Source organism: Saccharopolyspora sp. NPDC050389, from assembly GCF_040655595.1.
Classification (GTDB): domain Bacteria; phylum Actinomycetota; class Actinomycetes; order Mycobacteriales; family Pseudonocardiaceae; genus Saccharopolyspora.
In genome coordinates, this window is the sequence record NZ_JBFAKG010000005.1 from 32,657 (window position 1) to 58,210 (window position 25,554).

The 25,554-nt window shown below is 68.3% G+C and carries 22 protein-coding genes; 9 read left to right on the forward strand and 13 right to left on the reverse strand.

Annotated elements, in window-relative coordinates; all coding sequences use genetic code 11:
- Positions 1 to 90: 90 nt before the first annotated feature.
- Positions 91 to 894, forward strand: a complete 804-nt coding sequence (locus tag AB0I53_RS04535) for an IclR family transcriptional regulator (RefSeq protein WP_358596338.1) — start codon at positions 91 to 93, stop codon at positions 892 to 894.
- A 16-nt stretch (positions 895 to 910) separates the two neighbouring features.
- Here the strand turns inward: AB0I53_RS04535 and AB0I53_RS04540 are convergent, their stop codons facing one another.
- Positions 911 to 1,858, reverse strand: a complete 948-nt coding sequence (locus tag AB0I53_RS04540; protein WP_358596341.1) for an AraC family transcriptional regulator — start codon at positions 1,856 to 1,858, stop codon at positions 911 to 913.
- Between AB0I53_RS04540 and AB0I53_RS04545 the strand changes: the two genes are divergently transcribed.
- Positions 1,823 to 3,400 carry an MFS transporter gene (locus tag AB0I53_RS04545; protein WP_358596344.1) on the forward strand — a complete coding sequence of 526 codons (1,578 nt, stop codon included), beginning with the start codon at positions 1,823 to 1,825 and terminating at the stop codon, positions 3,398 to 3,400. The two genes, AB0I53_RS04540 and AB0I53_RS04545, sit on opposite strands and share 36 nt — an antisense overlap.
- Positions 3,401 to 3,453: 53 nt before the next feature.
- Here AB0I53_RS04545 and AB0I53_RS04550 read toward each other — a convergent pair whose 3' ends face one another.
- Genes AB0I53_RS04550 through AB0I53_RS04560 form a run of 3 tightly spaced genes read right to left on the reverse strand, consistent with a single transcriptional unit; the run spans position 3,454 to position 7,953 of the window.
- Entirely contained in the window at positions 3,454 to 5,007 is a 1,554-nt protein-coding gene (locus AB0I53_RS04550; protein ID WP_358596347.1) for a hypothetical protein, read from the reverse strand.
- Positions 5,004 to 6,617, reverse strand: a complete 1,614-nt coding sequence (locus AB0I53_RS04555) for an amidohydrolase (RefSeq protein WP_358596350.1) — start codon at positions 6,615 to 6,617, stop codon at positions 5,004 to 5,006. Before AB0I53_RS04555 ends, AB0I53_RS04550 begins: the two co-directional genes overlap by 4 nt.
- A gap of 28 nt (positions 6,618 to 6,645) precedes the next feature.
- On the reverse strand, positions 6,646 to 7,953 hold the full coding sequence (locus tag AB0I53_RS04560) for an MFS transporter (RefSeq protein ID WP_358596353.1): 1,308 nt from the start codon (positions 7,951 to 7,953) through the stop codon (positions 6,646 to 6,648).
- A 121-nt stretch (positions 7,954 to 8,074) separates the two neighbouring features.
- On the opposite strand from AB0I53_RS04560, the gene AB0I53_RS04565 reads away from it, so the two are divergent.
- Both AB0I53_RS04565 and AB0I53_RS04570 read left to right on the forward strand, forming a co-directional pair.
- Entirely contained in the window at positions 8,075 to 9,625 is a 1,551-nt protein-coding gene (locus AB0I53_RS04565; protein WP_358596356.1) for a PucR family transcriptional regulator ligand-binding domain-containing protein, read from the forward strand.
- A gap of 60 nt (positions 9,626 to 9,685) precedes the next feature.
- On the forward strand, positions 9,686 to 10,450 hold the full coding sequence (locus tag AB0I53_RS04570; RefSeq protein WP_358596359.1) for a glucose 1-dehydrogenase: 765 nt from the start codon (positions 9,686 to 9,688) through the stop codon (positions 10,448 to 10,450).
- Between the two features lie 52 nt (positions 10,451 to 10,502).
- On the opposite strand, the gene AB0I53_RS04575 is transcribed toward AB0I53_RS04570, so the two are convergent.
- The 3 genes from AB0I53_RS04575 to AB0I53_RS04585 form a co-directional block, all read right to left on the reverse strand.
- A complete protein-coding gene (locus tag AB0I53_RS04575; protein ID WP_358596362.1) occupies positions 10,503 to 10,829 on the reverse strand; it encodes a LapA family protein in 327 nt (108 codons plus the stop codon).
- Complete coding sequence (locus AB0I53_RS04580) at positions 10,822 to 11,109, reverse strand: hypothetical protein (RefSeq protein ID WP_358596365.1); 288 nt, start codon at positions 11,107 to 11,109, stop codon at positions 10,822 to 10,824. Before AB0I53_RS04580 ends, AB0I53_RS04575 begins: the two co-directional genes overlap by 8 nt.
- Before the next feature lie 119 nt (positions 11,110 to 11,228).
- Complete coding sequence (locus AB0I53_RS04585; RefSeq protein ID WP_358596368.1) at positions 11,229 to 11,531, reverse strand: hypothetical protein; 303 nt, start codon at positions 11,529 to 11,531, stop codon at positions 11,229 to 11,231.
- A 106-nt stretch (positions 11,532 to 11,637) separates the two neighbouring features.
- Here AB0I53_RS04585 and AB0I53_RS04590 point away from each other — a divergent pair, with 106 nt between their 5' ends.
- Both AB0I53_RS04590 and AB0I53_RS04595 read left to right on the forward strand, forming a co-directional pair.
- Positions 11,638 to 12,468, forward strand: coding sequence for a helix-turn-helix transcriptional regulator (locus tag AB0I53_RS04590; RefSeq protein ID WP_358596371.1), 831 nt, complete (start codon positions 11,638 to 11,640; stop codon positions 12,466 to 12,468).
- An 18-nt stretch (positions 12,469 to 12,486) separates the two neighbouring features.
- Positions 12,487 to 12,681, forward strand: coding sequence for a DUF397 domain-containing protein (locus AB0I53_RS04595; protein ID WP_132480966.1), 195 nt, complete (start codon positions 12,487 to 12,489; stop codon positions 12,679 to 12,681).
- 59 nt (positions 12,682 to 12,740) lie between these two features.
- Here the strand turns inward: AB0I53_RS04595 and AB0I53_RS04600 are convergent, their stop codons facing one another.
- Both AB0I53_RS04600 and AB0I53_RS04605 read right to left on the reverse strand, forming a co-directional pair.
- Complete coding sequence (locus tag AB0I53_RS04600; protein ID WP_358596374.1) at positions 12,741 to 13,400, reverse strand: hypothetical protein; 660 nt, start codon at positions 13,398 to 13,400, stop codon at positions 12,741 to 12,743.
- Between the two features lie 180 nt (positions 13,401 to 13,580).
- Positions 13,581 to 15,746, reverse strand: a complete 2,166-nt coding sequence (locus AB0I53_RS04605; protein ID WP_358596377.1) for a tetratricopeptide repeat protein — start codon at positions 15,744 to 15,746, stop codon at positions 13,581 to 13,583.
- Positions 15,747 to 16,341: 595 nt separating this feature from the next.
- On the opposite strand from AB0I53_RS04605, the gene AB0I53_RS04610 reads away from it, so the two are divergent.
- Positions 16,342 to 18,597: a LuxR C-terminal-related transcriptional regulator gene (locus tag AB0I53_RS04610; RefSeq protein WP_358596774.1), complete on the forward strand. Its 2,256-nt coding sequence runs from the start codon at positions 16,342 to 16,344 to the stop codon at positions 18,595 to 18,597.
- An 84-nt stretch (positions 18,598 to 18,681) separates the two neighbouring features.
- Here AB0I53_RS04610 and AB0I53_RS04615 read toward each other — a convergent pair whose 3' ends face one another.
- Entirely contained in the window at positions 18,682 to 19,701 is a 1,020-nt protein-coding gene (locus AB0I53_RS04615; protein WP_358596380.1) for an Lrp/AsnC family transcriptional regulator, read from the reverse strand.
- Between the two features lie 158 nt (positions 19,702 to 19,859).
- Here AB0I53_RS04615 and AB0I53_RS04620 point away from each other — a divergent pair, with 158 nt between their 5' ends.
- A complete protein-coding gene (locus AB0I53_RS04620; RefSeq protein WP_358596776.1) occupies positions 19,860 to 21,362 on the forward strand; it encodes an AbgT family transporter in 1,503 nt (500 codons plus the stop codon).
- Positions 21,363 to 21,391: 29 nt separating this feature from the next.
- Complete coding sequence (locus AB0I53_RS04625) at positions 21,392 to 22,540, forward strand: M20 family metallopeptidase (protein WP_358596383.1); 1,149 nt, start codon at positions 21,392 to 21,394, stop codon at positions 22,538 to 22,540.
- A gap of 42 nt (positions 22,541 to 22,582) precedes the next feature.
- On the opposite strand, the gene AB0I53_RS04630 is transcribed toward AB0I53_RS04625, so the two are convergent.
- The 3 genes from AB0I53_RS04630 to AB0I53_RS04640 are packed head-to-tail and all read right to left on the reverse strand — an operon-like array spanning position 22,583 to position 25,435.
- On the reverse strand, positions 22,583 to 23,374 hold the full coding sequence (locus AB0I53_RS04630; protein ID WP_358596385.1) for a TIM barrel protein: 792 nt from the start codon (positions 23,372 to 23,374) through the stop codon (positions 22,583 to 22,585).
- A 7-nt stretch (positions 23,375 to 23,381) separates the two neighbouring features.
- Positions 23,382 to 24,302, reverse strand: coding sequence for a sugar phosphate isomerase/epimerase (locus tag AB0I53_RS04635; protein WP_358596388.1), 921 nt, complete (start codon positions 24,300 to 24,302; stop codon positions 23,382 to 23,384).
- Positions 24,303 to 24,304: 2 nt separating this feature from the next.
- Positions 24,305 to 25,435, reverse strand: coding sequence for a Gfo/Idh/MocA family oxidoreductase (locus AB0I53_RS04640; protein ID WP_358596391.1), 1,131 nt, complete (start codon positions 25,433 to 25,435; stop codon positions 24,305 to 24,307).
- Positions 25,436 to 25,554: the final 119 nt, after the last annotated feature.

The following is a 25,554-nucleotide window of genomic DNA, read 5'->3' on the forward strand; positions in this document are numbered from 1 at the left end:
GCCAGTGGGTTGAATGCGATTCATGTATGCGAACGCGAGGCGCGGCTGGCTAGGATCGGTGCACTGCCGTCTGCGAAGGAGGATGCCGCGATGCCTCAGCCGGCCGATGTTTCCAGCGCGGTGGGCGGTGCCGACGCCGCCGGCGTGAAATCCGCCCGCCGCGCGATCGACCTGGTCGAGACCTTCGCCGCGCACCCGTCCTGGCTGTCGCTGTCCGACCTGCACGTCCAAACCGGATTCCCGCGCTCCAGCCTGCACGGGCTGCTGCGCACGCTGCTGGACGCGGGCTGGCTGGAGGCGGATTCCAGCAACACCCGGTACCGGCTCGGCGTCCGCGCGCTGATCTGCGGCACGGCCTACCTCGACCGCGACCCGGCGATCCGCTACGCCACCGAGGCGCTGGAGGAGCTGCGCGAGCGGACGGGCTTCACCACGCATTACGCCCGCCTGATCGGCAACCAGGTGATCTACCTGGAAACCCGCGAGTCGGCGAACTCGACGTACCGGACGTCGAAGATCGGCCGCACGCTGCCCGCGCACGCGACCGCGCTGGGCAAGGCGCTGCTGGCCGAGCTGACCCGCGAGGAGGTCGCCGAGCTCCTCCCCGACCCGCTGCCCGCGCTCACGCCGAACACGCTGGTGTCGCTGGACGAGGTCTACGAGGCGTGCGCGACGGCGCAGGAACGCGGCTACGCGGCGGAATTCGAGGAGGGCACGCTCGGCATCCGCTGCGTGGCCGCGGTGGTGCCATACCGGATTCCCGGCACCGACGCGATCAGCTGCTCGATGCCGATCGAGCAGACGACGGACGCCAAGGCGAGGAAGGTGGGCGAACTCCTGGTGAAGGTCACCACGCAGCTCGCCCAACGCCTCCGCCGCGAAGGCATCCGCTGAGGCGGCCGGCTCGCGTTCAGCAGGAGGATTCGTTCGCCCGGCGCCACATCGAGGGGCTGAGACCGCGGACGCGCTTGAACGCCACGCTGAAGGCGAAGGCGTCTTCGTACCCGACTTGGCGCGCAACGGTGGCGACGGTCGCCTCGGTGTCCCGGAGCACGTCTGCGGCCAAGGTCATCCGCCAGCTGGTGAGGTAGGTGAGCGGGGGTTCTCCGACGAGATCGGTGAAACGCGCGGCAAAGGCGGCACGAGACATCCCGATCTTGGCGGCCAGTTCGGCGATCGTCCACCGGCGGGCGGGGTCGTCGTGCAAGAGGCGCAGCGCGTCGCCGATCGCGGGATCGGCCAGCGCCCGGCACCAGGCGGGCAGCGCCGCTTCCGGCCTGGCACACCACGCCCGCAGGGCCAGCACCAGAACGAGATCCAGGAGCCGGTGCAGAACGGCGTCTTGGCCAGGTTCGTCGCGGGACACCTCGGCGGCGAGCAGATCCAACGCCGCCTCGGTCCGCGGCCCGGCCGATACCACCGCCAGCGGCGGGAGCATGTCCAGCAGCCGGTCGCCCATCTCTCCACGTAGCTCGTAGGCGCCGCGGAGCATGATCGTGGCCCCGGGCAGGCCATCACCGTAGGTGCGGGGCGCCAGGCTCTGGTGGTCGCCTGCCACCTCACCTCCGCCGACGACGTACTTCTTCCCTCCTCGGATCACGAACTCAGGCGGCGTGGTCGGGCTGTCGGCGATGGTGTAGCCGCCTGTCCTGCCGATCAGCGCGATGTCACCGGCACCGATGCGCACCGGTTCGGCGGCGCCGTCGAGCCGGATCGAGGCCGGGCCGGCGAGGGCGGCCACGACCGTGAGCGGAGGAGCGTCGGCGTAGGTCATCGACCACGGCGGCCGCCGGATGAGCTGTTTGACCAGTGCATCTTTGGCGTGGGCGCGGTGCAGCAGATCGCTCAGGACATCCATGAACCCGACTGTAGGAGACGATGGCAAATGCATCGTCGACGTTCGCCCATGGATGGTCGTGCCTGCCAGGAGTTCTTTGAGTGCATGACAAATTCCCTCGATCCCGGCGCCGGCGCCAAGATCGGTCGTCCCGATGCGACCGGCGCGGCGGGACGCTGGCTCGTGCTGGTCCTGACATGCGCTGCGCAGTTCATGTGCGTGCTCGACGACACGATCGTCAACGTCGCACTGCCGTCCATCCAGCACGACCTCGGCTTCTCCAACGCGAGCTTGGCGTGGGTGGTGAACGGCTATCTGGTGACCTTCGGCGGATTGCTGCTGCTGGCTGGGCGCGCCTCCGATCTCTTCGTCCGCCGCACCGTGTTCATGACCGGGCTGGTCGTTTTCGGCGCGGCCTCCATGACGTGCGGGCTGTCGAATACCCCGGCGATGCTGGTCGCATCCCGAGTCGCGCAGGGCGTGGGGGCGGCGTTGATGTCGGCGGCGGCGCTGGCGATCCTGGCCGTGACGTTCACCGGTGCCGAACGCGATCGCGCCTTTGGCGTGTGGGGAGCCCTCTCGGGCGTGGCCGGGGTGGCGGGCATGCTCCTCGGCGGCACGCTGACCAGCTGGCTGAGCTGGCGGTGGGTGTTTCTGATCAACGTGCCGATCGTCCTCGCGGTCGCCGTGCTGAGCCCACGATTCGTTCCCGCCGGACGCGCAGCCCGGAGACCGGCGCTCGACCCGCTCGGGGCGATCACGGTCACGGCGGGGTTGGGCCTGCTCATCTTCGCGATCGTCCAAACCGAGCGAGTGGGCTGGGCTTCGGTCGTCACGCTGACCTGCATGGCGGGGGCGGCGGCGCTGCTCGCCCTCTTCGTCGTCGTCGAGGCGCGGCACCGGGCACCGATGCTGCGGTTGGCGGTGTTTCGCCTGCGCAACGTCAGCGGCGGCGTGGTCTGCGGGATTCTGCTGGCCAGCGCGATGCTCGCCCTGTTCTTCTTCCTCACGCTGTACATGCAGCGGGTTCTCGGCTACAACGCGTTCGAGACCGGCCTGGCCTACCTACCGATGTCCCTCGCGGTGATCCTGGTCGCGGGAGGCTTGGCCTCCCGCCTGATCAGCCGTTTCGGCTTCAAGCCACTGCTGGTTCTGGGATTCGCCCTGATCGCCGGCGCCTTGGTGTGGTTCGCCCAGATCGATGTCGGCAGCAGCTACGTCTCCGACCTGCTCTGGCCGGCCTTGATCGCTGGAACGGGGCTCGGGACGACGCTGGTCAGCGTTGTCACCACGGTTATGCACGCACTCAGCGGTGAAGGTGAGTTGGGGCTCGCCTCGGGCCTGGTCAGCACAACCCAGCAAATGGGTGGGGCGCTCGGCATCGCGGTGCTCTCCGCCATCGCCTTCTCCCGGGCCGACGCTGCCAACGGCGGAGCACCCGCCGAACCTTCCGACCTCACCGAAGGGTTCCAAGTTGCGTTCTACGCAGCAGCAGCGCTCGCCCTTGCCGGAATCGTCGTCGCTCTAGTCGTCACTACATCGGGCAGAGCACGGCAACGGTAATCGACGGCGAGGACGCCCACTCGGTCAACGGGCCTGGTGGGCGTCCTCCTCGCCTAGGCTCCCTGCCAGCCCGAACCTCGGGCGGTGGTCACGTACTCCGGCCACGGGAAGTCGTGTGGGGCCTCGAAGTCCTGCGGTAGCAGCGGTTTCGGGCCGTTCGCGCGGCGTTCGTCGAACTCCGCCCGGGCCGCCGCCAGGACCTCCGGGCTGCGGGCCAGGTCCAGGATGGTTCCGGCGATCGTCTTGGCCGCGCAGACGATCGTGGGGTCGATCGTCGCCGGGATGCCGCCGAGGGCGTTCATCGCCCAGCCCGGCGTGGGGCGGCCGTCGATCGGGGCCAGCGCCGGACGGGCGATGTAGAGGCGGGCCGTCGGCGCGTAGTGAGTCATCTCGACGTAGTCGTCGGACGTCCAATTCCGTTGCGACGGCGGGATGTTCTCGCGCAGCCGCCGTTCCGCCTCGACCGGCTCGATCAGCTGGGAGCACTCGCCGAGCAGCGGGTTCTCGGTCGGCTCGACGCCGAGCGAGCGCTGCACCTCGCGCGCCACCTCGACCGCCTCCGGGCCATACTCCGGCGGCCCGACCTGCGCCAGGTTGCGGTAGGTCACCTCCGCCATCGCATGGTTGGCCAGGCCCGGCCGGTTCCGCGACACCCAGCGGGTTTCCAGGCCGCAGTGCGCGGTGCGGGCGGCGGCCTCCGCGTTCGCGTCGAGCACCCGCAGCACCTGCTCTGCCGTGGCGATGTCCGGGCAGCGCCAGGAGTACTGGATCTGGGCGATCCCGGCCGGGAGGTTGTCCGCGGTGGCGTTGCCCGCGCTCAGGATCGCCTCGGAGAGCGACCAGCCGCCGAACGCCGGGGCCATCGAGTCCTGTGTGGACTTCGTCAGCGAGTACATCGTCATCAGCGCGGCGTTCGCGCCGGGCGCGCGGGCCGCCGAGTGGGAGGCCGGGATCGGGCTGCCCGGATCGGCGACGCCCCAGGTTTCCGGCTCGTCGCAGCGGAAGCTGTAGATGCGGCTGTAGTACGCGCCGCAATGCGTGTCCCACCGGACGGTGTTGCACAGCGGCAGCATGTAGAACGGGTGGAAGCTGATGATCGCGTCCACGCCGTCGTAGTAGCCGCGCAGCCCGTGCACGACCTTGGAGCCCTGCACCTTCTCGGCCGGCTCGCCGGTGTACCGGATCGTGCCGCCGATCCCGTTGCGCTGCATCGCTTCCTTCGCCGCCAGAACGGCGCCCAGGGTGCTGATGCCCAATGCCGAGTGCGGGTCGGTGTGCCCGGGCGCGTGCAGGCTGACGCCGGGCCGCGGTTCGGGGCGCGGCGTCCCGGCCTGGCAGTTACCCGGCACCGCGTCGTACTCGGCGTAGGTCAGCAGCGTCGGCCCGGGACCGTTGCGCCAGGTCGCGGAGAACGCGGTGGGCATTCCGCCGCTGCCTTCCTCGACCTCGAAGCCTTCGCTCCGCAGCAGGTCCACGTACCAGGCCGCCGAGCGGTATTCCCGCCACGCGGGCTCGGCCAGCTCCCAGATCCGGCTGTGCCATGTGGACAGTCGGGATCGGTTGCGCTCCACCCAGTCCCACGCGGCGGTCTTCGCGGTGTCGCTCATGCCCGGTATGCCACCTCTCCGTTGAGGATCGTGCAGTGCGCGTCGACCTTCCGCAGGTCCTCGTCCGCCGTGGTGCGCAGGTCGTGGTCGAGCACCACGAGGTCGGCGAGCTTGCCGGGCGCGAGCGAGCCGAGCCGGTCCTCCAGCCGCAGCGCGTAAGCGGCGTCCAGGGTGTGCGCGCGCAGCGCCTCGTCCAGGCTCATCGCTTGCGCAGCGCCGATCTCGCCGCCCTCCCGGGTGCGGCGGCACACCGCGTTGGCGATCGTCTCCATCGGGCGCAGGCTGGAGACGAACGAGTCGCTGGACAGCACCGGCACCACGCCCGCGTCGAGCTCCTCGCGGATCGGCTGCAGCCGGTGCGCTCGCTCGGGGCCGAGGCGGCGCACGAAGTCGGTGCCGCTGTCGTAGAGGAAGTTCGGCTGGTTCACCGCCACCGCGCCGAGATCGGCGAGCATCCGCACCTGTTCCCGGGTCGGGTAGCCGCAGTGCTCGATGCGCGGCCGCGGGTCGTCGCCGGCCACCCGCACGGCCTCGACGAGCCCGTCGATGGTGTTCTGCATCGCGAGGTCGCCCTGCGTGTGCACCGCGACCTGCCAGCCCGCTGCCGACGCCCGGCGCAGCAGGTCGGTGAGCTGCTCGGGCTGCCAGTAGGAGCTGCCGGTGAACTCGCCGCGCTCCCCGTACGGCTCGCGGAACAGCGCGGTGCCGCCGAGCAGGCTGCCGTCGGAGTAGAACTTCATCGCCCCGAGCCGCAGCCAGTCGTCGCCGAACGGGCCCGCGAGGCCCAGCGCGGTGAGCCCGTCGAGCTGGTGCGACAGCGGCATGCAGACGGTGCGCAGCGGCAGCGTGCCCGCCGCCTTCGCCGCCCGGTAGACCAGCATCTCGCGCCGGGACACCTGCGGGTCGCACACCGTGGTGACGCCGGCGGACAGGTAGCTGTCGCGGGCGTCGGCGAGCCAGCCGATCAGCTGCTCGTGCGGCAGGTCGGTGTGGAAGTTGGGGCCGTGGCAGCCGATGTCGGCGGCCAGCGGCAGCAGCAGCTCCATCGCGGTGTCCAGCACCATCCCGGTCAGCCGGCCGCCCGCGTCGCGGACGAACGCGCCACCCGCCGGGTCGGCCACGTCGGAGGCGATGCCGCGCCACTTCAGCGCGGCGCTGTTGACGACCGCCTGGTGGCCGGAGACGTGGTAGATGATCACCGGGTGCTCGGTGGTCGCGCCGTCCAGCTGGGCCCGGGTGACCCGGCCCTCCGGGTACTTCGCGTCATCCATGCCGAACGCCCTGATCCACTGGCCCGCCGGGGTGCTCGCGGCCGCCTTCGCGATCGCCGCCACCAGATCGGCCGCGCTGGACACGCCTGGGCTGCGCACGTTCACCGCCGCCAGCGACTCCGCGGTGGACAGCAGGTGGTTGTGCGGGTCGATGAACCCGGGCACCACGGTCCGGCCGCCGGCGTCGAGCTCCACCGCGTCGGGGCCCGCCGCGGCGCGGGCCTCGGATTCCGCGCCGCAGAGCAGGATCTTGCCGTCGCGGATCGCAACGGCCTCCGCGCGCGGCCGGCGCTCGTCCACGGTGCGGACGTCGGCGTGCGTGATGACCAAAGTGGACACGGTTGACCTTTCGAATCGTTCGGGAACTTCAGGCGCGCTGGGCGATGGCCGTCGGCTCGTCGCTGACCTGCCGCGCCTTCGCCGTGCAGGCGATCGCGACCAGGCACATCACCACCAGCAGCACCACCACCGGGGTCGGGGTGCCGAACGCCGCCAGCAGCGCGGTGCAGGCGATCGGCGCCAAGCCGCCGAAGATCGCCCCGGCGATCTGGTAGGACAGCGAGATGCCGGTGTAGCGGACGCGCGGTTCGAACATCTCCGACAGGATCTTGGGCAGCGGGCCGTAGGTGCCGGACATGCCGACGCGCATCACCAGCAGCAGCGCGACGATCAGCGCGACGTTTCCGCTGGGCACCACCAGGAACTGCGGCGCGGCGAGCACCGCCACCGCGATCAGCCCGCCGATCACGATCCGACGCGCGCCGACGCGGTCGCCGAACCAGGAGGTGATCAGCGTCGCGACGATCTCCAGGAACGCCGCCGCGCTCAGCGCGTTGAGCATCGTCGTCTCGGAGACGCCGATCTCCGGCGTGGTGGCGTAGGCGAGCAGGAACGTCGTGACGATGTAGTAGCCGCCGACGGCGACCGGCAGCGCGCCGATGCCCATCAGCACCGTCCGCCACGAGGTCCGCAGCACTTCCTTCACCGGAGCTTCCTGCGAGGTGTCGTGCGCGCTCAGGGCCTCGACGAACACCGGGGACTCCTCCACCCGCAGCCGGATCACCAGCCCCACCAGCACCAGCACCGCCGACGCCAGGAACGGGATCCGCCACGCCCAGCTCAGCAGCGCCTCCTCGCCGAAGGCCGACACGATGCTGAACGCGCCGGTGGCCAGCAGCGCCCCGGCGGAGTTGCCGATCTGCGGGAAGGAACCGAAGAAGGTCTTGCGGTGCTCCGGCGCGTGCTCGACCGCGATCAGCGCCGCGCCGCCCCACTCGCCGCCGACCGCGAGGCCCTGGATGAACCGCAGCACCACGAGCGCGATCGGCGCGAACGGCCCGATGGCGTCGTAGGTGGGCATCAGGCCGACGAGGAAGGTCACCCCGCCCATGATCAGCAGCGTCGTGACCAGCGCGGACTTGCGACCGACCCGGTCGCCGAAGTGCCCGAACACGATGCCGCCCAGCGGCCGGGCGAAGAACCCGACGGCCAGCACCGCGAACGAGGCCATCATGCCCACGAACGGGTCGGCGGTGGTCGGGAAGAACAGCTTGCCGAGCACCAGCGAGGCGGCGGTGGCGTAGACGTAGAAGTCGTACCACTCGATGGTCGTGCCCACGAACGATGCGAACGCGGCTCTGACGGCCATTCGCGGTGAAGCGGTCGAATCGCTCATGAAGTCCTCCGTCGGCGCTGGGAGCGAGTGCAGCGACTGTAGGACCACGGGCGAAAAAACACCCTGGGCGAACCGTACACTTTCGCCATCTGAGTTGGGCGATTCGCACAAGGGTTGATCAATGGCGCTGCGGATGGCGGACGTGCTGGGCCTGCCGGGACTGGATCTGCGCCTGCTGGCCGGGTCGGGCGGGCTGCACCGGGAGGTGCGCTGGGCGCACGTCATCGAGCTGACCGACCCGGTGCCGTGGCTGCGCGGCGGCGAGCTCGTGCTGACCGTCGGCCTCGGCCTGCCGGAAGACCCGGAGGGGCAGCGCGCATACGTGCGGCGGCTGGCCGACGCGGGCTGCGCGGGCCTCGGATTCCCGCCCGGCGAGATCCGCACCGAACTGCCGCCCGCGGTCCTGCGGGCCGCCGACGAATGCGACTTCCCGGTGGTGGCGGCCATCGAGAGCACGCCGTTCATCGCGATCACCGAGGCGGTCGCCCAGTGGTACGCGGACCACCGCTCCCACCAGGAACGGCAGGCACTCAAAGCACAGGACGCGATGGCGCGGGCGGCGCTGCGCTCCGGGCCCGCCGGGATCGTGCGCGAGCTCGCCGCCGGCACCGGTGGCGAGGTGCTGCTGCTCGACTCCGCCGACCACGTGCGCGCGGCGGAGCCGCCGGAGCGCCGCGACTGGCACGAGGCGGTGCGCGCGGCCGTGCGGCGCGACACGCGCGGAGCGCTCGGAATGACGTTCGGCGACCTGGAGATCCACGTGGCGAGCACCGGCATTTCGGGCAGTCCGAGCGGCTGGCTCGCGGTGGCGTCCGCGCCGCCGGTGGCCGCGCACGTGCGGATCCTCGCCAACCACGCGGCCAACCTCGTCGGAGTCGGAGTCGAGGGCGTGCGCGCGGCGCGCGCGAAAACCCACCAGCAGCGCGCCGCGATCTTCGCCGCTGCGCTGGAGGAGAACTCGGCGACGCTCTGGAACCGCCTGGAGGACGCCTGCCCGCTGCCGACTCCGCCCTACGAGGTCGTGGCGCTGCGCGCGGACGACGCCGAGCCGCCGAAGCTGGCGCGCATCGTGCTCGACACCCTCACCGAGGTCATCGACGACACGGCACTGGAAGAACGACTGGTCGTCTGCCCGCTGCCGGAAGCACTGGTCGTCGTCCTCCCTGACACGAACCCCAGGACGGGCCGCGCACTCGCCGAGCGGCTGAGCACACGAGCCGGGCAGGTTCACGCGGGAGCGGCGACCGCCCGCGATCGGGCCGAGCTGCCCGCGACGATCTACCGTGCCACGAGCGCGCTTTCCCGTTCCGGAGACGTCTACCGGCACGCCGACGAGCTCGCCGCGAGCGCCCTGTTCCAAGGTGTCTTCGACGGCCCGGCGGTCGACCGCTTCGTCGACTCCGTGCTGGAACCACTGCGCCGCCAGGACGAACGCCGCCGCGCGGGCACCCCGAGTCTCGTGGAGTGCGTGCGAACGTTCCTCGACGAAGGCCAGAACCTTGAGGCAGCGGCGCGAAAACTCGACATCCACCGCAACACGCTGCGAACCCGCCTGCGGACCGCCGAACGCGTCACGAACCGGTCTCTCGACGAACCCCAGGACCGCCTGGAACTCTGGCTCGCGACCACCCTGGAACGTCGGGACGCGACGGCTGATTACCGCCAGACTTGATCCGCGTTCGCCGGAAGTATTGGACTCGTCCGAGAAAACGGCGAAGCGATCGAGGAAGAAATGAACACGGCACGTTTCGAGTCCAAAGTGGTCGTGGTGACCGGGGCGACCTCCGGGATCGGCGAGGCGACGAGCCGGCGGCTGGCCGCCGAAGGCGCGGCGGTGGTCCTGGGCGCGCGGGGCAAGGAGGCCGGCGACCAGCTGGCGGCCGACATCCGCGCCGCCGGGGGCCGGGCGCTGTTCGTGCCCACCGACGTGACGGTGGAGAGCGAGGTCGCGGCGCTGGTGCGCGCGGCGATGGACGAGTTCGGCCGGCTGGACGGCGCGTTCAACAACGCGGGCGCCGTCAGCGCGTTCGGCGCGGTGCAGGACATCGACGACAACAGCTGGCACGCGGAGATCGACCTCAACCTGAGCGGCGTGTTCTACGGGATGAAGCATCAGGTTCCGGCGATCCTCTCCTCGGGCGGCGGCGCGATCCTCAACAACGCCTCGAACCTCGGCGTGGTCGGCATGGGCAGCGTTTCGCCTTACGTCGCGGCGAAGCACGGCGTCGTCGGTCTGACCAAGGCGGTGGCACTGGAGAACGCGGCGCAGGGCATCCGTGTCAACGCGATCGCCTCCGGCGCGGTGGACACCCCGGCGTTCCGCAGCAGCATGGGCGCGACTCCGGAAGGAGAGGCGCAGATCGTCGGTCTCCACCCGGTGGGCCGGGTCTCCAAGCCCGAGGAGATCGCCGCGTTCGCGGCGTTCCTGCTCAGCGACGAGGCCAGCTTCATCACCGGCGCGAACCTGTCGATCGACGGCGGCTTCACCGCGCAGTGAGCAGACGTCCGTGGTCGGCGGCGACCCCCCGCGCCGCCGACCACGGCATCCGTCATTCCGGCTTGCGCAACCGGTGCTTGGCGGAGCGCCGGAGCTGCAGGATCCGCGCCGTGCCGACGAGTGCGATCAGCAACGCCCCGGCGAGCACGGCGAAGATCATCGCCACGCCCAGCGGCAAACTGCCCGCGGTCCACAGGAAACGCACGGTCACGCTCTCGAAGTTCTGCACGATGAAGACGAGCACGAACACGAGCACGACCACCGCGATGACGGCGGAAACCCAGATCCCACCGGTCCGGGTCCGCTCCAGCCGCTCTTCCTCCAACCCGTGCCCGGCACCACCGGCTCGCTCGGCCTTGCCAACTCCGTTCTCAACCATGCGGATCATCATCAACGCCGGTCGGCCCGAAATACCCCACGCGCGCCGCCCCATCCCCCGATCGAGTAAGCACGAAAGCCGACCGTCGCAGCGCGTGACGCCCGTAGGCTTCGGCTTCCATCTCCCGCTGCCGCTCCGCAGCAACCTGCGCACACAGCTGCCAAACGCCTGTCGCGCCGTCACCTGATCCACCGTGCTGGCCGGATTTCCCTCTGCGCCAGCAGACGATTCCCGTTGCGAACAGGAAGGCGGTGATGGCGGATCCGAGGAGAGCGGCCATGCCGAGAGTCCCTTCTGGAGTGTCCGGCGGGGGCGAGGACGGGGGAGGGAGCCCGCCCCCGCCGGACGGGCCTCGCCGCGCCGGGGCGAACACTGCGGCGAGGCCGGACTGGGGGTTGATCAGAAGTCCCAGACGGTGGAGGGCGAGCCGCGCAGCCGGTATTCCGCGACGCAGCCGTCGCACTGGATCGTGACGCTGGCGGTTCTCGGTGTCGCGGGATACGGAGTGGCGAGCGGGATCTTCACGCCTTCTCCGCACAGCGCAACGACTTCCGTACCGGCGGGCCAGCGACCGGGCTTGTCGGTGATGCCGTGCCGAACCTTCGCACCGGACGGCACGATCCAGTAAACGATGTCATCCCGCCGAGCCAACAGAGAAGCCGCATCGAACTCCGCCCACCACGCCACGCCAATCAGCTCCAATCAGCCCATGATTCTGACACTGTCAAAGATATTGTTGATAGTGTCAGATCAACAGTCGATGGATCGGGTGAATGATCAACGGTTCGTTCGCGCATAAGGTGGCGGCATGTCAACTGCACGGCGGCGGCAGCTGGGATCTTGGCTGACCAAACTTCGAAACCAAGCAGGCTGCAGCGTCGAAGACTCAGCCGAGCGCCTCGGCTGCTCGACATCGAAAATTCGCCATCTTGAGGCGGGGCGAAGCAAGATCAAAAAGATCGAGCTCACGAAGCTGCTCAACCTGTACGAGGCCAGTGACGAGGTCAGGGCCCAACTTGACGAGACGCGCAAGCAGGCCGAGGAACGCGGCTGGTGGTCGAGCTACCGTTTGCCCGAGTGGTTCGAGCCCTATGTCGAATTCGAGTCGACGGCCGTGGAGGTCGCAAACTTCGAACTCGACCTGATTCCTGGTTTGCTTCAGACAGAGGAATACGCGCGCGAGATCCACCGAGCTGGGCGCTACGACACCGATCCCCGCGACATCGATCGACGTGTCAAAGCGCGGATGACTCGGCAGAACCGCCTCTCATCTGATCCGCCTCTGCAGCTGCGCGCAGTCGTCAGCGAGGCCGCCTTTCATCGTCAGGTCGGCGGCCTTGACGTGATGAAGGAACAGATCACGCACATCATCGAGCAATGCCAACGCCCGAACGTGATTCTCCAGCTGCTGCCCTACGAAGCTGGCGCACATGCGTCGCCGAGTGGGACATTCGTCATCTTGTCCTTCCCTGACCAGGAAGAAAGCATCGGCTTCCTCGACACCCCACTTGGCGGGAACACGGTCGACGACGAGGACGAGGTGTCGGCCCTGCGCTACCTGTTCGACGAGCTGAGATCTGTAGCTCTGTCTGGCCCCGCATCGCTCGACCGGCTACGTAGGCTGGTCCAAGCTGATTAGCAGGCGCGGGAGGACCAAATGGAGCTCTTACCAACAAACTGGCGGACATCGTCGCGTTCGAAGAGCGGTGGCCAGTGCGTCGAGGTCGGACGGGTGGCGTTAGACGCGGCGGTGCGGGACAGCAAGGACCGCGCCGCCGGGTACTTCACCGCGACTCGCGCGCAGTGGTCGGCGTTCATCGCCGCAGTGAAGGACGACCGCTTCCCTCGTTGACCCCGATCGTGCCTGGGTGAGGGGCACCCTTAGCCAAGTAACTTGGTTAAGAGTGCCCCTCACTTGTTGAACAGCACCGAGCGGATCAGGTTCCAGAGTTCGAAGAGGACCATCAGGTCGACGATCGCCAGCGTCAGGTGGGCTCGAACCCAGTTCCGGCGGTCGCTTTCCTTGAGGAGCTTGAAGATGCGGATGCTCTGGATCACGCTGCGCGGCGCGCAGGATGCGAGCCCGACGAGTGCGCCGACCGTGGCAAGGTCGCTGATCAGGCTCGTCACCTTGACTCCCGCCGCTTCCGCTCGGCCGGCGACCATCAGGGCCAGGAAGGTTCCGGCCAGGGTGCAGATCGCGGTTCGCGACAGCATCAGTTCGGTCAGCTGGCGGGTCGAACGCACTTCCGCCGTCTGTTGAACGCGGGACGCGCCGAGCCACTGCGTGGCGCACAGGCCGCGCAGGATCAGCCAGATCGCGAAGAGACCGACTGCGAGCGCGCCGGTTTGGGCCCATTCAGGTGCTTGGTCTCGCGACCACGTCAGCCAGATGTCGGGCTTGATGACGGCGAAACAACCCAACGCCAGAACAAGAACGAGCCACGGCGGCTTGGGGCTGGACGAACGCTCTTCGGAAACCTCTTCAGGCTCCGGAATCGGCCGGGTCGGAGCTGTGGTCGTCCTGCCGGCAGGGCCGCGTTTTTGCTTCTTCCGCTTGTTGTTCGCCACGTGCCCCGCTATTCACCAGCCCCGATCTTTCCGTCGACCGAAACTACCAGCCGCGAGTGCTTGTTCTGGCGAGATTCGGGCACTCACTCACAACCGGTTTACCCAGTGCTGCAACCGTACTTCGCCAATCGGGCATCGGTCAGGTGCGCGGCTGGTCGGAGCAGAAGGTTTCAGAACACGCTAACCGGTCGCGCTTGGTCCTGGTGTGCCGGCGTCCAAGTCGTCGAGTTGGGCGCGGACGGTTTCGGCGTCGGGGTGCCCGAGCTCGTCAAGAAGGACGAGTGCCGCCTGCCAGGCTTCCCGAACTCCTTCCACATCACCAGTGGCGTGTAGGGCCTCGCCGAGCTTGTTGAGGCTGGTCACCTCGCCCAACCGGTGGCCGATGGCGCGACAGTGCTCCACGGCCCGGCGGTAGGTGCGCACCGCGTTGTCGATATCTCCGGCGCGGAGGTAGGCGGATCCGAGGTAGCCCAGCGTGTAGCCCTGCAAGAACTGATCAGAACTCGTTTCGAGGGAGCGGTGCAGGTGGGTGAACGCTTCGGTGAAGTCACCGAGGCAGGCCAATGCGTGTCCGAGAACTGCATCGGCTGCTCCTGGGTCAATGATGACCTGGGCGTCAGAGTTGTCCTGCATTCGTAGCGCGGCCCGCGCGGAGGCGGCCGCGTCCGCGTAGCGCTCCAAGCCGAGGAAGGTCTCTCCAAGGATGACGTGCATCAAGGCTTCCCAGTGGTGTTCGCCTAGCTCGGCGAACAGCTCGACGGCAGATTGGTGGTAGCGGACAGCTGAATCAAGTTCACCGCGAAAGTGGTGCGCTGTGCCGAGGTCCATGAGTATCCGCGCCTGTGCGGGGCGGTCTGCGTTTTCCTGTGCACCGTTGAGCCCGTCGGTACTGCTGGCCTTCAATTCGTCGATCAGTCCGCGCAGTTTGAACAGGTAGGTGGCTACGTGTGCCAGCCAGGGGCCTCGGGGCAACCGGAGTGTCATCGCCTGCCGGATAGTGGCGAGCACGCTGTTGTGCTCAGCGTCCCACCAGGCCAGGGCCTCTTCGTTGGTGGCGAAGTCGCGCCTTAGCTGCTTGTCGGTGTAGTCCAGGTCGGGCAGGAGCCGGGTGGGTGCTAATCGTTGGTTGGCGGTATAGGTGGTGTAGAGGTGGTGGTCGAGCAGGCGTTGTAACGCCGTGGTGCGTTCCTGTTCGCTGTCGTCGGTGTGTGCGCGCTCGCGCGCATAAGCACGCAGCAAGTCATGGAAAACGTAGCGGTCTCCCGCGCGTCGGGTGAGCAGGTGTGCCCGGGAGAGCTCGGCCAGCACCCGGCGAACGCGGTGCTGGTCCACCCCGGCCAGAGCGGCAGCCGCCCCGGAACTGATGTCCGGCGAGTTGGGTAGTCCGAGCAAGCGGAACAGCCGAGCGGCTTGCGGGGAAAGCGAGCGGTAGGACCACGAGAACACCGCCCGGATACCGGTTCTTCCGCCCACATCGAGAGCATCGAGCCGGTCGCGCTCGTCGCGCAGGTCGGCGGCGAGGTCGTCCAGTGGCACGTCGGGCTCGGCGGCGGCCTGTACAGCGACCAGCGTCAGCGCCAGCGGCAGCCCCGCACAATGCTCCAGCAGAGCCGCAGCCGCCTCCGGCTCATTGGCCAGGCGCTCGGCACCGAGAAAGCGCGCCAGCAACTGGCGACCTTCGTCGCGGGTGAACGTAGTCAGCGAGAGCCGCTGCGCCCCGTGGTGGGCGACGAGCCCGTCCAGTCGCTGGCGGCTGGTGACGACTACAAGGCACCCGGACGAGCCTGGCAGCAGCGGCAGCACCTGCTCGGCATCGCGGGCGTTGTCCAGCACGAGCAGCATCCGCCGCCCATGCAACAGCGTGCGAAACTGCGCCGCGCGGGCATCTTCTGCGACGGGCACCGCCTCCGGAGCCATTCCCAGAGCGGTAAGAAACCCCGCCAAGGCCTCAGCTGGAGCCATCGGCTCGGCGGCCGGATCGAAGCCCCGCAGGTTGACGTAAAGCTCCCCGTCGGCGAACTGCTCCCGCACCTGGTGAGCCCACTGCACCACCAATGTCGACTTACCCACCCCAGCGAGCCCATCAACAGTCGACACCAGGACCGTGTGGTCACTGCCAGCGCCCTTGAGCAACGTGGTCAACGCGTCTTGTTCAACGGCGCGGTTGATGAAATACCGCACCGTCGCGGGCAACTGACGCGGCACCACACGTGAACCCGACGAACCAGCCGAGCCGTGAATGTGCACATCTCCATGCACGTTCTGGGCCTGGACGACGTTCTCAGCGGCCGACGCGTTGTTTTGTGTGCCCTCGTGCGGAGATCCCACGCTGACCCTCTCGTGCATGCGGTTCCGGCGACCGAACTTACCAGCCAGGAGTGCTCGCTCTGGCGAGGATCAGGCACACACTCACGACCGGTTTCCCCAGTGACGCGGCCAGCAAAGAAAAACGAATTCATTGGATTGTTGCATGTATCGTCTCGGGCGGAGACGGAGGCGACTAACTTAAAAGTACCACCGAAATCGGAGGGGGCGCGTCAGTCCATGCCTGCCGGTTATTGGTGACGGCCATCGGGACTCCCGATTACGGAAGTGCCCCTGATGTCTGACGTTGCGAACGACACCGTGGTCGGCGAGCTGGACGAGCAGACCGATGGGGCAGGCTGTGGGGCTTGCCCCACAGCCTCGTAGAGACCGTGACCGGCCGAGGTACCGGCCGCCGCGCACCGCTGCCGGTCCTCAGTCCCGCAGGACGGATTACACCGCTCCTGACGTTGTGTCTCCACCGGAGCGAACCGGGCCGCTATCCCAGCCGCCGAGAGGGAGCGGTATATACTGAGAGCAGTCTCTGAATCGAATGAGCCTGATGATTAGGATGGCAAGTCAACGGGTCGGTGACTTCGCTGGCGACCTGAGCAGTTTTGTTGGGCGCTGTCGAGCAATGGCCGAAGTCAAGGGGCTACTGTCGAGGGCCCGGCTAGTGACACTGACCGGGCCCGGCGGTGTAGGGAAGTCGCGTTTGGCGTTGCGTCTTGCGGAGGACCTGCGGCGGGCTTTCCCGGACGGTGTCTGGCTGGTCAAGCTTGCAGAGCTGGACGACGACTCGCTAGTGGCTCGCGCAGTGGCATCGAGCCTCCAGTTGCGCGATCGCACGGCTCGTGCACCTGAAGATGTGCTTGTTGACCACCTCGCAGACAAGCAATTGCTACTGGTGTTGGACAACTGCGAGCACTTGCGTGATGCCTGCGGCTATCTCGTCGCCACCCTGCTCGAAGCCGCACCGAAACTGCATGTTCTTGCAACCAGCCGCGAACCGCTAATGATCGGCGGCGAGCACATCTGGCAGGTACCGCCGATGTCCGTGCCGACCGACAACACCCTGGTACAGGGTACTGCTCGGGAGTACGAGGCGCTGAAATTGTTTGAAGATCGCGCCTCGGCGGTAAATCCAGAATTCACGCTCGGTCCGGACAATGAGCAGACGGTGGCTCGGTTGTGCGGCCGATTGGATGGTCTTCCACTCGCGATCGAGCTGGCCGCAGTCCTCATGCGAGCACTGTCGGTGGAGCAAATCCTTGCCCGGTTAAAGGACCGGTACCGACTGTTGACGGAGGGAAAACGTGCCGGCTTGCCGCGCCACCAGACGCTGCGGGCCGCCATGGAGTGGAGTTTCGACCTGTGCACCCAGCAAGAACAGGTGCTGTGGTCACGACTATCCGTTTTCCCGGGCGAGTTCGACATCGAGGCCGCACAACAGGTGTGCACGGATGACGGCCTGTCGCCTGACGAAGTGTTCATGGGTGTCGTGGGGTTGGTGGAAAAGTCAATTCTGATCCGAGAACAGCACCATGTTGGCTCCCGGTATCGGTTTCTCTCCACGATCCGCGATTTCGGGCATGAGCAGCTCGGCACAGACGGTGCTCTGGCCGCGCTGCGCCGTAAGCACCGGGACTACTACCTCGACCTGGCCGAACAGGCCGACGCCAACTGGTTCGGTCCTCACCAGCTGCAGTGGTTCTCCCGCTTGCAACTCGACCAGGCCAGCCTGTGGGCAGCGCTGGAATACTGCCTCACCGAACCAGGGGAAGCCAGAGCCGGGCTGCGGATGGCCGGCGCCCTGTGGTTTTACTGGGTTGCCTGCAGCTCGCCCCAGGAAGGCCGCGAGTGGCTCGACCGGGCACTCACCCTCGACTTGCAGCCGAGCCAAGAGCGCACCAAGGCGCTGTGGGTCAATGGCTATCTCGCCATCCGACAAGGCGACACGGACGCTGCCTTGAGCATGCTGAACGAATGCTCACGCCTGGCGCGTGCACTGGATGACCAGGCGGCACTGGCTCACGCAGCGCAGCTTTTGGGACATGCTGAACTCGTATCAAACAATCTGACCAAAGCGGTGCCCTTGCTGGAGCAGGCATTGTCTCAGGAGCGGGCACTCGGCAGGCCGAGCACCCACCTGGCCACGGCTCTCTTCCGGCTCGCGCTCGCCCGGTGTCTGACTGGGGATGCTGATCGCGGTCTCTCCCTCTGTCAGGAATGCGAGAAGCTCTGCCGGGCACACGGCGAACAGTGGAGCCGGTCGTGGATGCTGTGGATCCTGGCGGTCATCCGGTGGACGCAGGGCGATCTGCAGCACATGACCGCCCACCTGCGAGAGTGCCTGCGAATCGAACGGCCTCTCAGCGATCCGCTCAACATCGCACTCTGCGTCGAGGCCCTAGCTTGGGTGGAGGCCAGGAACGGAAATGGCGAACGCGCCGCCGAGCTGCTGGCCGCGAGTCACAAGCTCTGGCGGCCGCTCGGTGAGTACCTCCTGGGCTTCCACCACTATATGGACTGGCACAATCAGTGCGAGGCGCATGCTCGTCGGGCCGTCGGAGACAAAGCATTCGAAGCCTCCTACCAACACGGCGCAGGCCACACGGTTGACGAGATCGTCGTTCGTGCGCTGAATGAGAAGACAGTAGCGGTGTCCGGTTCTCAGGCAGAGAGCGCGGCGGGAATCCACGCGCTTCTGACGCCGCGAGAACGAGAAGTCGCCCAGCTCGTCGCCCAGGGGTTGTCAAACAAGGAAATCGCAGCGCATTTGGCGATTAAGCGACGGACGGCGGAAAGCCACATCGAGCACATCCTCACGAAATTGGGCTTCACATCGCGCGGCCGAATCGCCGCATTGTTCTGGGAGCAGCAACGGGGATGAGGGACCACGTCGCTCCTGCCCGGGGCGACTGACGGTTACTTGAGACGCGGTTGCCACGGCGATCGCGGCCATCTCGGGCATAGATCAGGGGCGCGACAGGACGTCGTGCACTCGGTCTCCGATGAGTACGTCGTTGTCGCGGTCGATCCACTGGCGGCGCAGGACCGCGAGCGCCGTCGACATGTTCAGGCCGTTGATGCCGGGGAGCGCCCCGATGTCTTCCGTGACGAACCGGGACAGGTGGTCTTCGCCGCGGAACACGGCGTGGTGGGTGATCGATGACGGCCCGGCCGTCATCACGGTGAACCGTCCGGACGGATGCGCGCCCAGTTCGGCCAGCACCGCCGGGATGTGCTGCGGTTGGACGTCGAGGGTGATCAGCGCCGTGAGCGGGAAGCCGAGGACCGCGGGTTCGATCTCCACCCGGGGGCGGGCGGCACCCGCTTCCAGCACCGATTGGATCAGCCGGTACGCGGTCGACCGGCTGACGTCGAGCTCGCGGGCGGCTTGTGCCGCGGAGATCCGGCCGTCGTCGACGAGCAGGCGCAGCGTGTTGAACTCGGCTTCGTTGAGCGGCCCGACGCGCTCCGGCGGCGAGCTGGGGTCGGCGTCGGCGTGCTCGCGCAGCGCAGCGGTTTGCTCGCCGGTGAGCCGGTCCAGGTGCCACGCCACGGCCTGGCGCGCCGTGCGCAGCACGAGGTGCGACTCGATGGACGCGATGCCCGGTATGCCGGGCAACGTGTGGGTCAGCAGGCGGCGCAGGTCGGTTTCCGCCAGCGGATAGATGGTGCAGTAGATATCCGCGTCACCACTGATGATCATGATGGACTGGGCCTCCGGTACCTCCTGGATCGCTGCCGCGACGCCGGAGGCCATGCCTGGCTCGCACTTGATCCACACCACGTAGGGGTTGGCGGTGAGGATCAGCGACCAGTGCACGGTGGAGATGAAGCGCAGGAGCCGACTCTCCTGCAGCCGCTGGATTCGCCGGCCGACCGTGCTGGCCGAGGTGCCCAGGATCTCCGCAACGGCGTTCAGCGGCGCCCGGGGCGTGAGCTGCAGCGCGGCCACCAGATCAAGGTCCGCGTCATCCAGTGTTTGCAAAACCTCACCTCAAGTTGAACGGTTCTCCCGCTGACATAGCTTACTTGACACAAGCCTGCATCTGAAGTTTGGATGCTGGATCAAATCACCGTTTGATGGAAGCGGAGGGGTCCTTGACTGAGGTGACGACGAGACGACGTTCGGTGACGTCGTTGGTGATGCGCGTGCTCGACGTGGTGGATCGGGTCGGGAACAAGCTGCCGCATCCCTTCTGGCTCTTCGTGATCCTGAGCGCGGCGGTGGTGCTGGCGAGCTGGTTGCTGGCCGCGCTCGGCGTCTCCGCGATCTCCCCGGTGGACGGCAAGGAGGTCGGGGTCAAGAGCCTCGTCTCCGGCGCCGGGGTCCAGATGATGCTCGGCGATCTGATCAAGAACTTCGTGAACTTCCCGCCGCTCGGGATGATCGTGGTGGTCATGCTCGGCGTGGCCATCGCGGACAAGACCGGCCTGCTGGCGGCGATGATGCGGGCCGCGCTGGCCAAGGTGCCCGCCGGCCTCGTCACCTTCTCCGTGGCGCTGACCTCGATGTTCGCCCACCTGGCGTCGGATGCCGCGTTCGTGGTGATGATCCCGCTCGGCATGATCGTGTTCCGGGCCGTCGGCCGCAGCCCGATCATCGGCGCGGTCGTCGCCTACGTCGCAGTCGGCGGCGCGAGCAGCATCAGCCCGGTGATCGAGGCGTCGGACGCGGTCTTCGCCGGCCTGACCACGTCGGCCGCGCACACCATCGACCCGGACTACCTGGTCACCCCGGTGTCCAACTACTACTTCTCGGCGGCGTCCTCGCTGCTGCTGGCGGTCTCGATCACCGTGGTGACCGAGCTCGTCGTCTCCCGCCGGGTCGCCGCGATGAACGCCGTCGAGCCGGAGCTGACCGATGTCGACGAGCTGCCCGACATGTCCCTGTCCGCCGCCGAGCGCACCGGGGTGCGGCGGGCGCTGATCGCCGCGGCCCTCTTCCTCGCCGCGGTGGTGCTCGCCGTGCTGCCGAGCGGTTCGCCGCTGCGCGGCGAAGGCGGGTCCATCGTGGACTCCCCGCTGATGGAGAACGTCGCGGTGATCATGATGCTGTTCTTCATGGTCATCGGCACCGTCTACGGCGTGACGGTGAAGACCATCAGCTCCGCCAAGGACTTCCCGGAGCTGATGGGCCAGGGGCTGCGCGAACTGGTCCCGGTGCTGGTGCTGTTCTTCGCCGTCTCGCAGTTCCTCGCGTACTTCAAGTGGACCAACATCGGCCAGGTCATCGCGATCTCCGGCGCCGGCGTGCTGGACTCGATCGACGCGCCGCCCGTGGTGATCTTCGTGAGCGCGGTGCTGCTGATCAGCGCGCTGAACCTGCTGCTCACCAGCGGATCGGCCATGTGGGCACTGGTCGCCCCGGTGCTGGTGCCGATGCTGATGCTGCTGGACATCCATCCGGAGACCACCCAGGCCCTGTTCCGCGTCGCCGACGCGCCGACCAACAGCCTCACGCCGATGAGCCCGTACTTCGTCATCGCGCTCGGCTTCATCCGCCGCTACCGCCCGTCCGCCGGGATCGGCACCCTGATGTCGCTCGTGCTGCCGCTGGCGATCGTCAACCTGTGCGTCTGGGTCCTGATGTTCCTGGCCTGGTACGCGCTCGGCATCCCGCTCGGCCCCGGCGTTCCCGTCCGATGAACCATCCCCAACGCAGGAAGGCGCACGATTTGTCCACGAAGCCGTTGTCCACGTGGTGCCGAGACCGGCTCGACGAGCTGCTCGGCGATGTGTCGACGCTGGTGCACCACGAGTCGCCGAGCAGCGAGAAAGCGTTGCTGGACAAGGCAGCCGACTCGATCACGGCGTGGCTGCGGGACAGGCTCGGCACGCCGACCCAGTGCACGCGGCACGAACACGCGGAGCACGGCGATCTGCTGGAGGTGACCTACGCCGGCTCCACCGAAGCGCCCGTGCTCATGATCGGCCACTACGACACCGTCTGGCCCGCGGGAACCGCGGACGGGTGGCCGTTCGCCGTGCGGGAGGACGGGACGGCGACCGGGCCGGGCGTCTACGACATGAAAACCGGTCTGGTCACCGGAGTTTGGGCGCTGCTGGCGCTGCGCGCGTTCGACCTGCCGTGCCCGACAGTCCGGTTCATGTTCAACGGCGACGAAGAACTCGGCAGCCCGATGTCCCGGCCCCACATCGAACGCGCTGCGCCGGACTGCCTGGCGACGCTGGTGCTCGAACCGGGCGTCGGCTGGGACGTCAAGGCGGAGCGCAAGGGCGTCGGGATCTTCACCATCACCGCGCACGGCGTGGAGGCCCACTCCGGGAACAACGCCACCGACGGTGCCAGCGCGATCCACGCGCTCGCCGAGATCATCCACCGGATCGCCGGGGAAGCCGACCACGAGCGCGGCACCACGATCAACGTCGGCACGATGAGCGGCGGCACCGCCCGAAACGTCATCGCGGGCAAGGCCAGCTGCCTCATCGACATCCGGATCAGCGACCAAGCCGAGGCCGACCGCATCGACGCGGTCTTCGCCGGGCTCCGCGCCGGCGACCCGCGCGTGCGGGTGGAGGTCGAAGGAAGGTGGAGCCGCCCGCCCATGCGGCTCACGCCGGAGAGCAGGCGGCTGTTCGACCTCGCCGACGAGGTCGCCGCGTCACTGCGCGCGCCGCTCGAACCGATCAGCGTCGGCGGCGGCAGTGACGCGAACTTCGTTTCCGCGCTTGGCCTTCCGGTGCTCGACGGGCTCGGAGCCAGCGGCGACGGCGCACACGCCCTGCACGAGCACGTGATCGTCGACGACATCCCCGATCGCGTCGCGCTCGTCGCCGGATTGCTGCGCCGGATCGCCGAGTGAGCCGGTGCGGGCTTGGCTCCAGTGCGAAGCCCGCACCGGCCGCTACCGGGACCAGCTGGAATGCCCCGCGTCCACCAGCGCGTTGGCGTTGGTGGCGAGGAGCTCGAACGGATCGAGTTCGGTGGTGTCGATTTCGGCTACGTGCCAACGGATCCCCGATGCGCCGCGGAGCGCTTCGGCGATGTCGACCTTGCCGGTGCCGATCGGCGTCTGGGGCGCTCCGGGCAGGGCCGGGCCGTCCTTGAGGTGGACCGCGACGGCCCGGGAGCCCAGGGACGCCAGGACCGACGCCGGGTCGGCACCCGCCGCGACCGCCCAGTAGACGTCGAGTTCCGCGAGGAGGTCGTCGCCCGCGCGGGACCAGAAGCGGTCGTAGCCCGTGGTGCCGTCCGGGAGTTCGGCCCATTCGAACCAGTGGTTGTGGTAGCCCAGGCGCAGCTCGGCGGTCGCCGATTCGGCCGCCGAGCCCAGGGTTTCCGCGAAGGCGTCGACCTGGGCCGGGTCGGCGAAGGTCTCCTCACCGAAGCCCGGGACCAGGCGCGGGTGCGGGACGAACGCCACGTCGGCGCCCAGGATCGCGCACTCCTCCACCAGTTCTGTCACGTCGCCGGGCAGCCCGGCGTGCACCGCCGACACCGCCAGACCGGCCGCGTCCAGGTCGGACCGCAGGGCGCGGGCTGCGGCCAGGCGATCGGAAAGGGGCTTGTCCGGGGAGCCGAGGCCGAACGGCTCGACGTAGCGGAAACCGATCTCCGCCAGCCGCGCCAAGGTCGCCTGCTGATCGGTCGCCAGTTGTTCACGGACGCTGTAGAGCTGCACGGAAAGCAAGGCCACCTCCGGCTCAGCCGACGATCAGCGGGCGCAGGGTCCGGTGCGCGATGTTCAGGCCCTGGGTGATGCGCTCGTCGTCGCCGCCCCACACCGGGTCCTCGTGCTCCACCGACAGCGTGCCCGTGAAGCCGTGCTCGTAGAGCCGGTCCACCACGCGCGCCCAGTCGACCTGGCCCAGGCCCGGCACCCGGTAGCGCCACCAGCCCATGTCCCAGGGATTGCCGCCCTTGTCCACCTTGCCGAAGAAGCCGTAGCGCTGCCGCGCCGCCGGATCCAGCTCCACGTCCTTGGCCTGGGCGTGGACGATTCGGTCGATGTAGGGCGCGATGGTCTCGACCGCGTCGATGCCGATCCACGTCAGGTGCGACGGATCCCAGTTCAGGTACAGGCCGAGGCCGAACATCCACTCCCACAGCTCCGGCGAGTACGCCAGGTTCCCGGGATATCCGTCCGGGTGCCAGCCCTCCATCACGCAGTTCTCGACGATGATCTTCACGTCGCGCTCGCCCGCGTACTCGACGAGCTCCGGGAACACCCGCTCCGCTTCGGCGAGGTTGTCGGCCACCGGCTTCGTCCAGTCCCGGCCCACGAACGTGCCGACGTAGGGCACGCCGAGCGCCTGCGCCGCGTCGATCGCGTGTTTCAGGTGCGTGCGGATCTCCTCGCGCCGCGCCAGATCCGGGTGAAGGTTGTTCTCGTAGTAGGCGAACGCCGACAGCGTCAGATCGTGCTTGTCGAACAATGCGAGGGTTTCGTCGACCTCGCGCGGGCCGAAGTCGGCCACCGGCAGGTGCGCGGCCTCGAAGTCGCGGCCGCCGGTGCCGGGCCACACGGCCACTTCCAGCGCCTCGTACCCGGCCTGCGCGGCCCAGCCGGCGATCCGGTCCAGCGTCCACTGTGGAAGACACGCGGTGAGCATTCCGAGCTGCATGTTCACACCTTCGTCCAGGAACCGTTGTGGGCGGAGCGGAGGACGGCGTCGACCAGCCGGGCCGATCGCAGGCCGTCCTCGAACGTGGGCAGCCCCTCCGGGCTGCCGCCGTCGATCGCGGCGTAGGTGTCCGCGACGAACGCTTCGAAGCACTGCGCGTATCCCTGCGCGTGCCCGGCGGGCAGCTTCGACAACCGGCGCTGCTCGGGCGAACCGTGCTCGGGATCGCGGACCAGGATGCGGTTGCCGTCCGCGCCGCCGAGCCAGATCCGCTCGGGCTCCTCCTGGTCGAACACCGCGCTGCCCAGCGCGCCGTCCAGCTCGAACCACAGCCGGTTCTTCCGGCCCGCGGCGACCTGCGAGATCGTCGCCGAGCCGAGCACGCCGGCGGCGGTGCGCAGCAGCAGCGCGGCCGAATCCTCGGTGCGGACCTCGACCCGATCGCCCGCGACCTCGGTGGGGCCGGCGAAGGTCGGCCCGGCCGCCGCCGGCCGAGTCGGGACCACAATGGACAGTTCGGCGAGCACATCCGTGAACATCTCGCCGGAAACCCACTGGACCAGATCGCACCAGTGCGAGCCGATGTCGGCGAACGCCCGCGACGGCCCGCCGAGCTCCGGGTCGACCCGCCAGCTCGAAGCGTCCGGCGAGAGCATCCAGTCCTGCAGATAGCTGCCGTGCAGCAGGTTCCAGGCGCCGAACTCGCCTGCCTGCCGCCGGGCGCGAATCTCCCGCACCACCGGGTGGTAGCGGTAGACGAACGGAACCGCCGCCACCAGGCCGCTTTCCGCCGCCGCGGCGGTCATCCGCTCGGCTTCCGCCGTCGAAATGCCCAGCGGCTTCTCGCAGATCACGTGCTTTCCGGCGCGCAGGGCGGCTTCCGCGAACGGCGCGTGCGTGGCGTTCGGCGTGCAGACGTGGACCACGTCGACGCGTTCGTCGGCCACCACCTCGGCGAGGTCCTGGTACGCGGCCACGCCCCAGCCCTCCGCCACCTGCTGCGAACGCTGCGGGGACGACGCCAGGACGCCGACCACCTCGGCGCCCGCGAGGATCGCCGCGCGGCGGTGCACGTCGCCGATCATCCCGGCGCCCAGGATCGCCACGCCTCGCCCGGAAGGTGCAGGGCTCACGAGGAGCCTCCTTCGGTTGGAACTGTTGACAACTACGGGTGTCTCACGCCCGAATTTCGTCGCGGTTAAAACTAGATCGCCGGTTTAAAGTCGGCAAGATCTGTGATTTATTTTCTTTT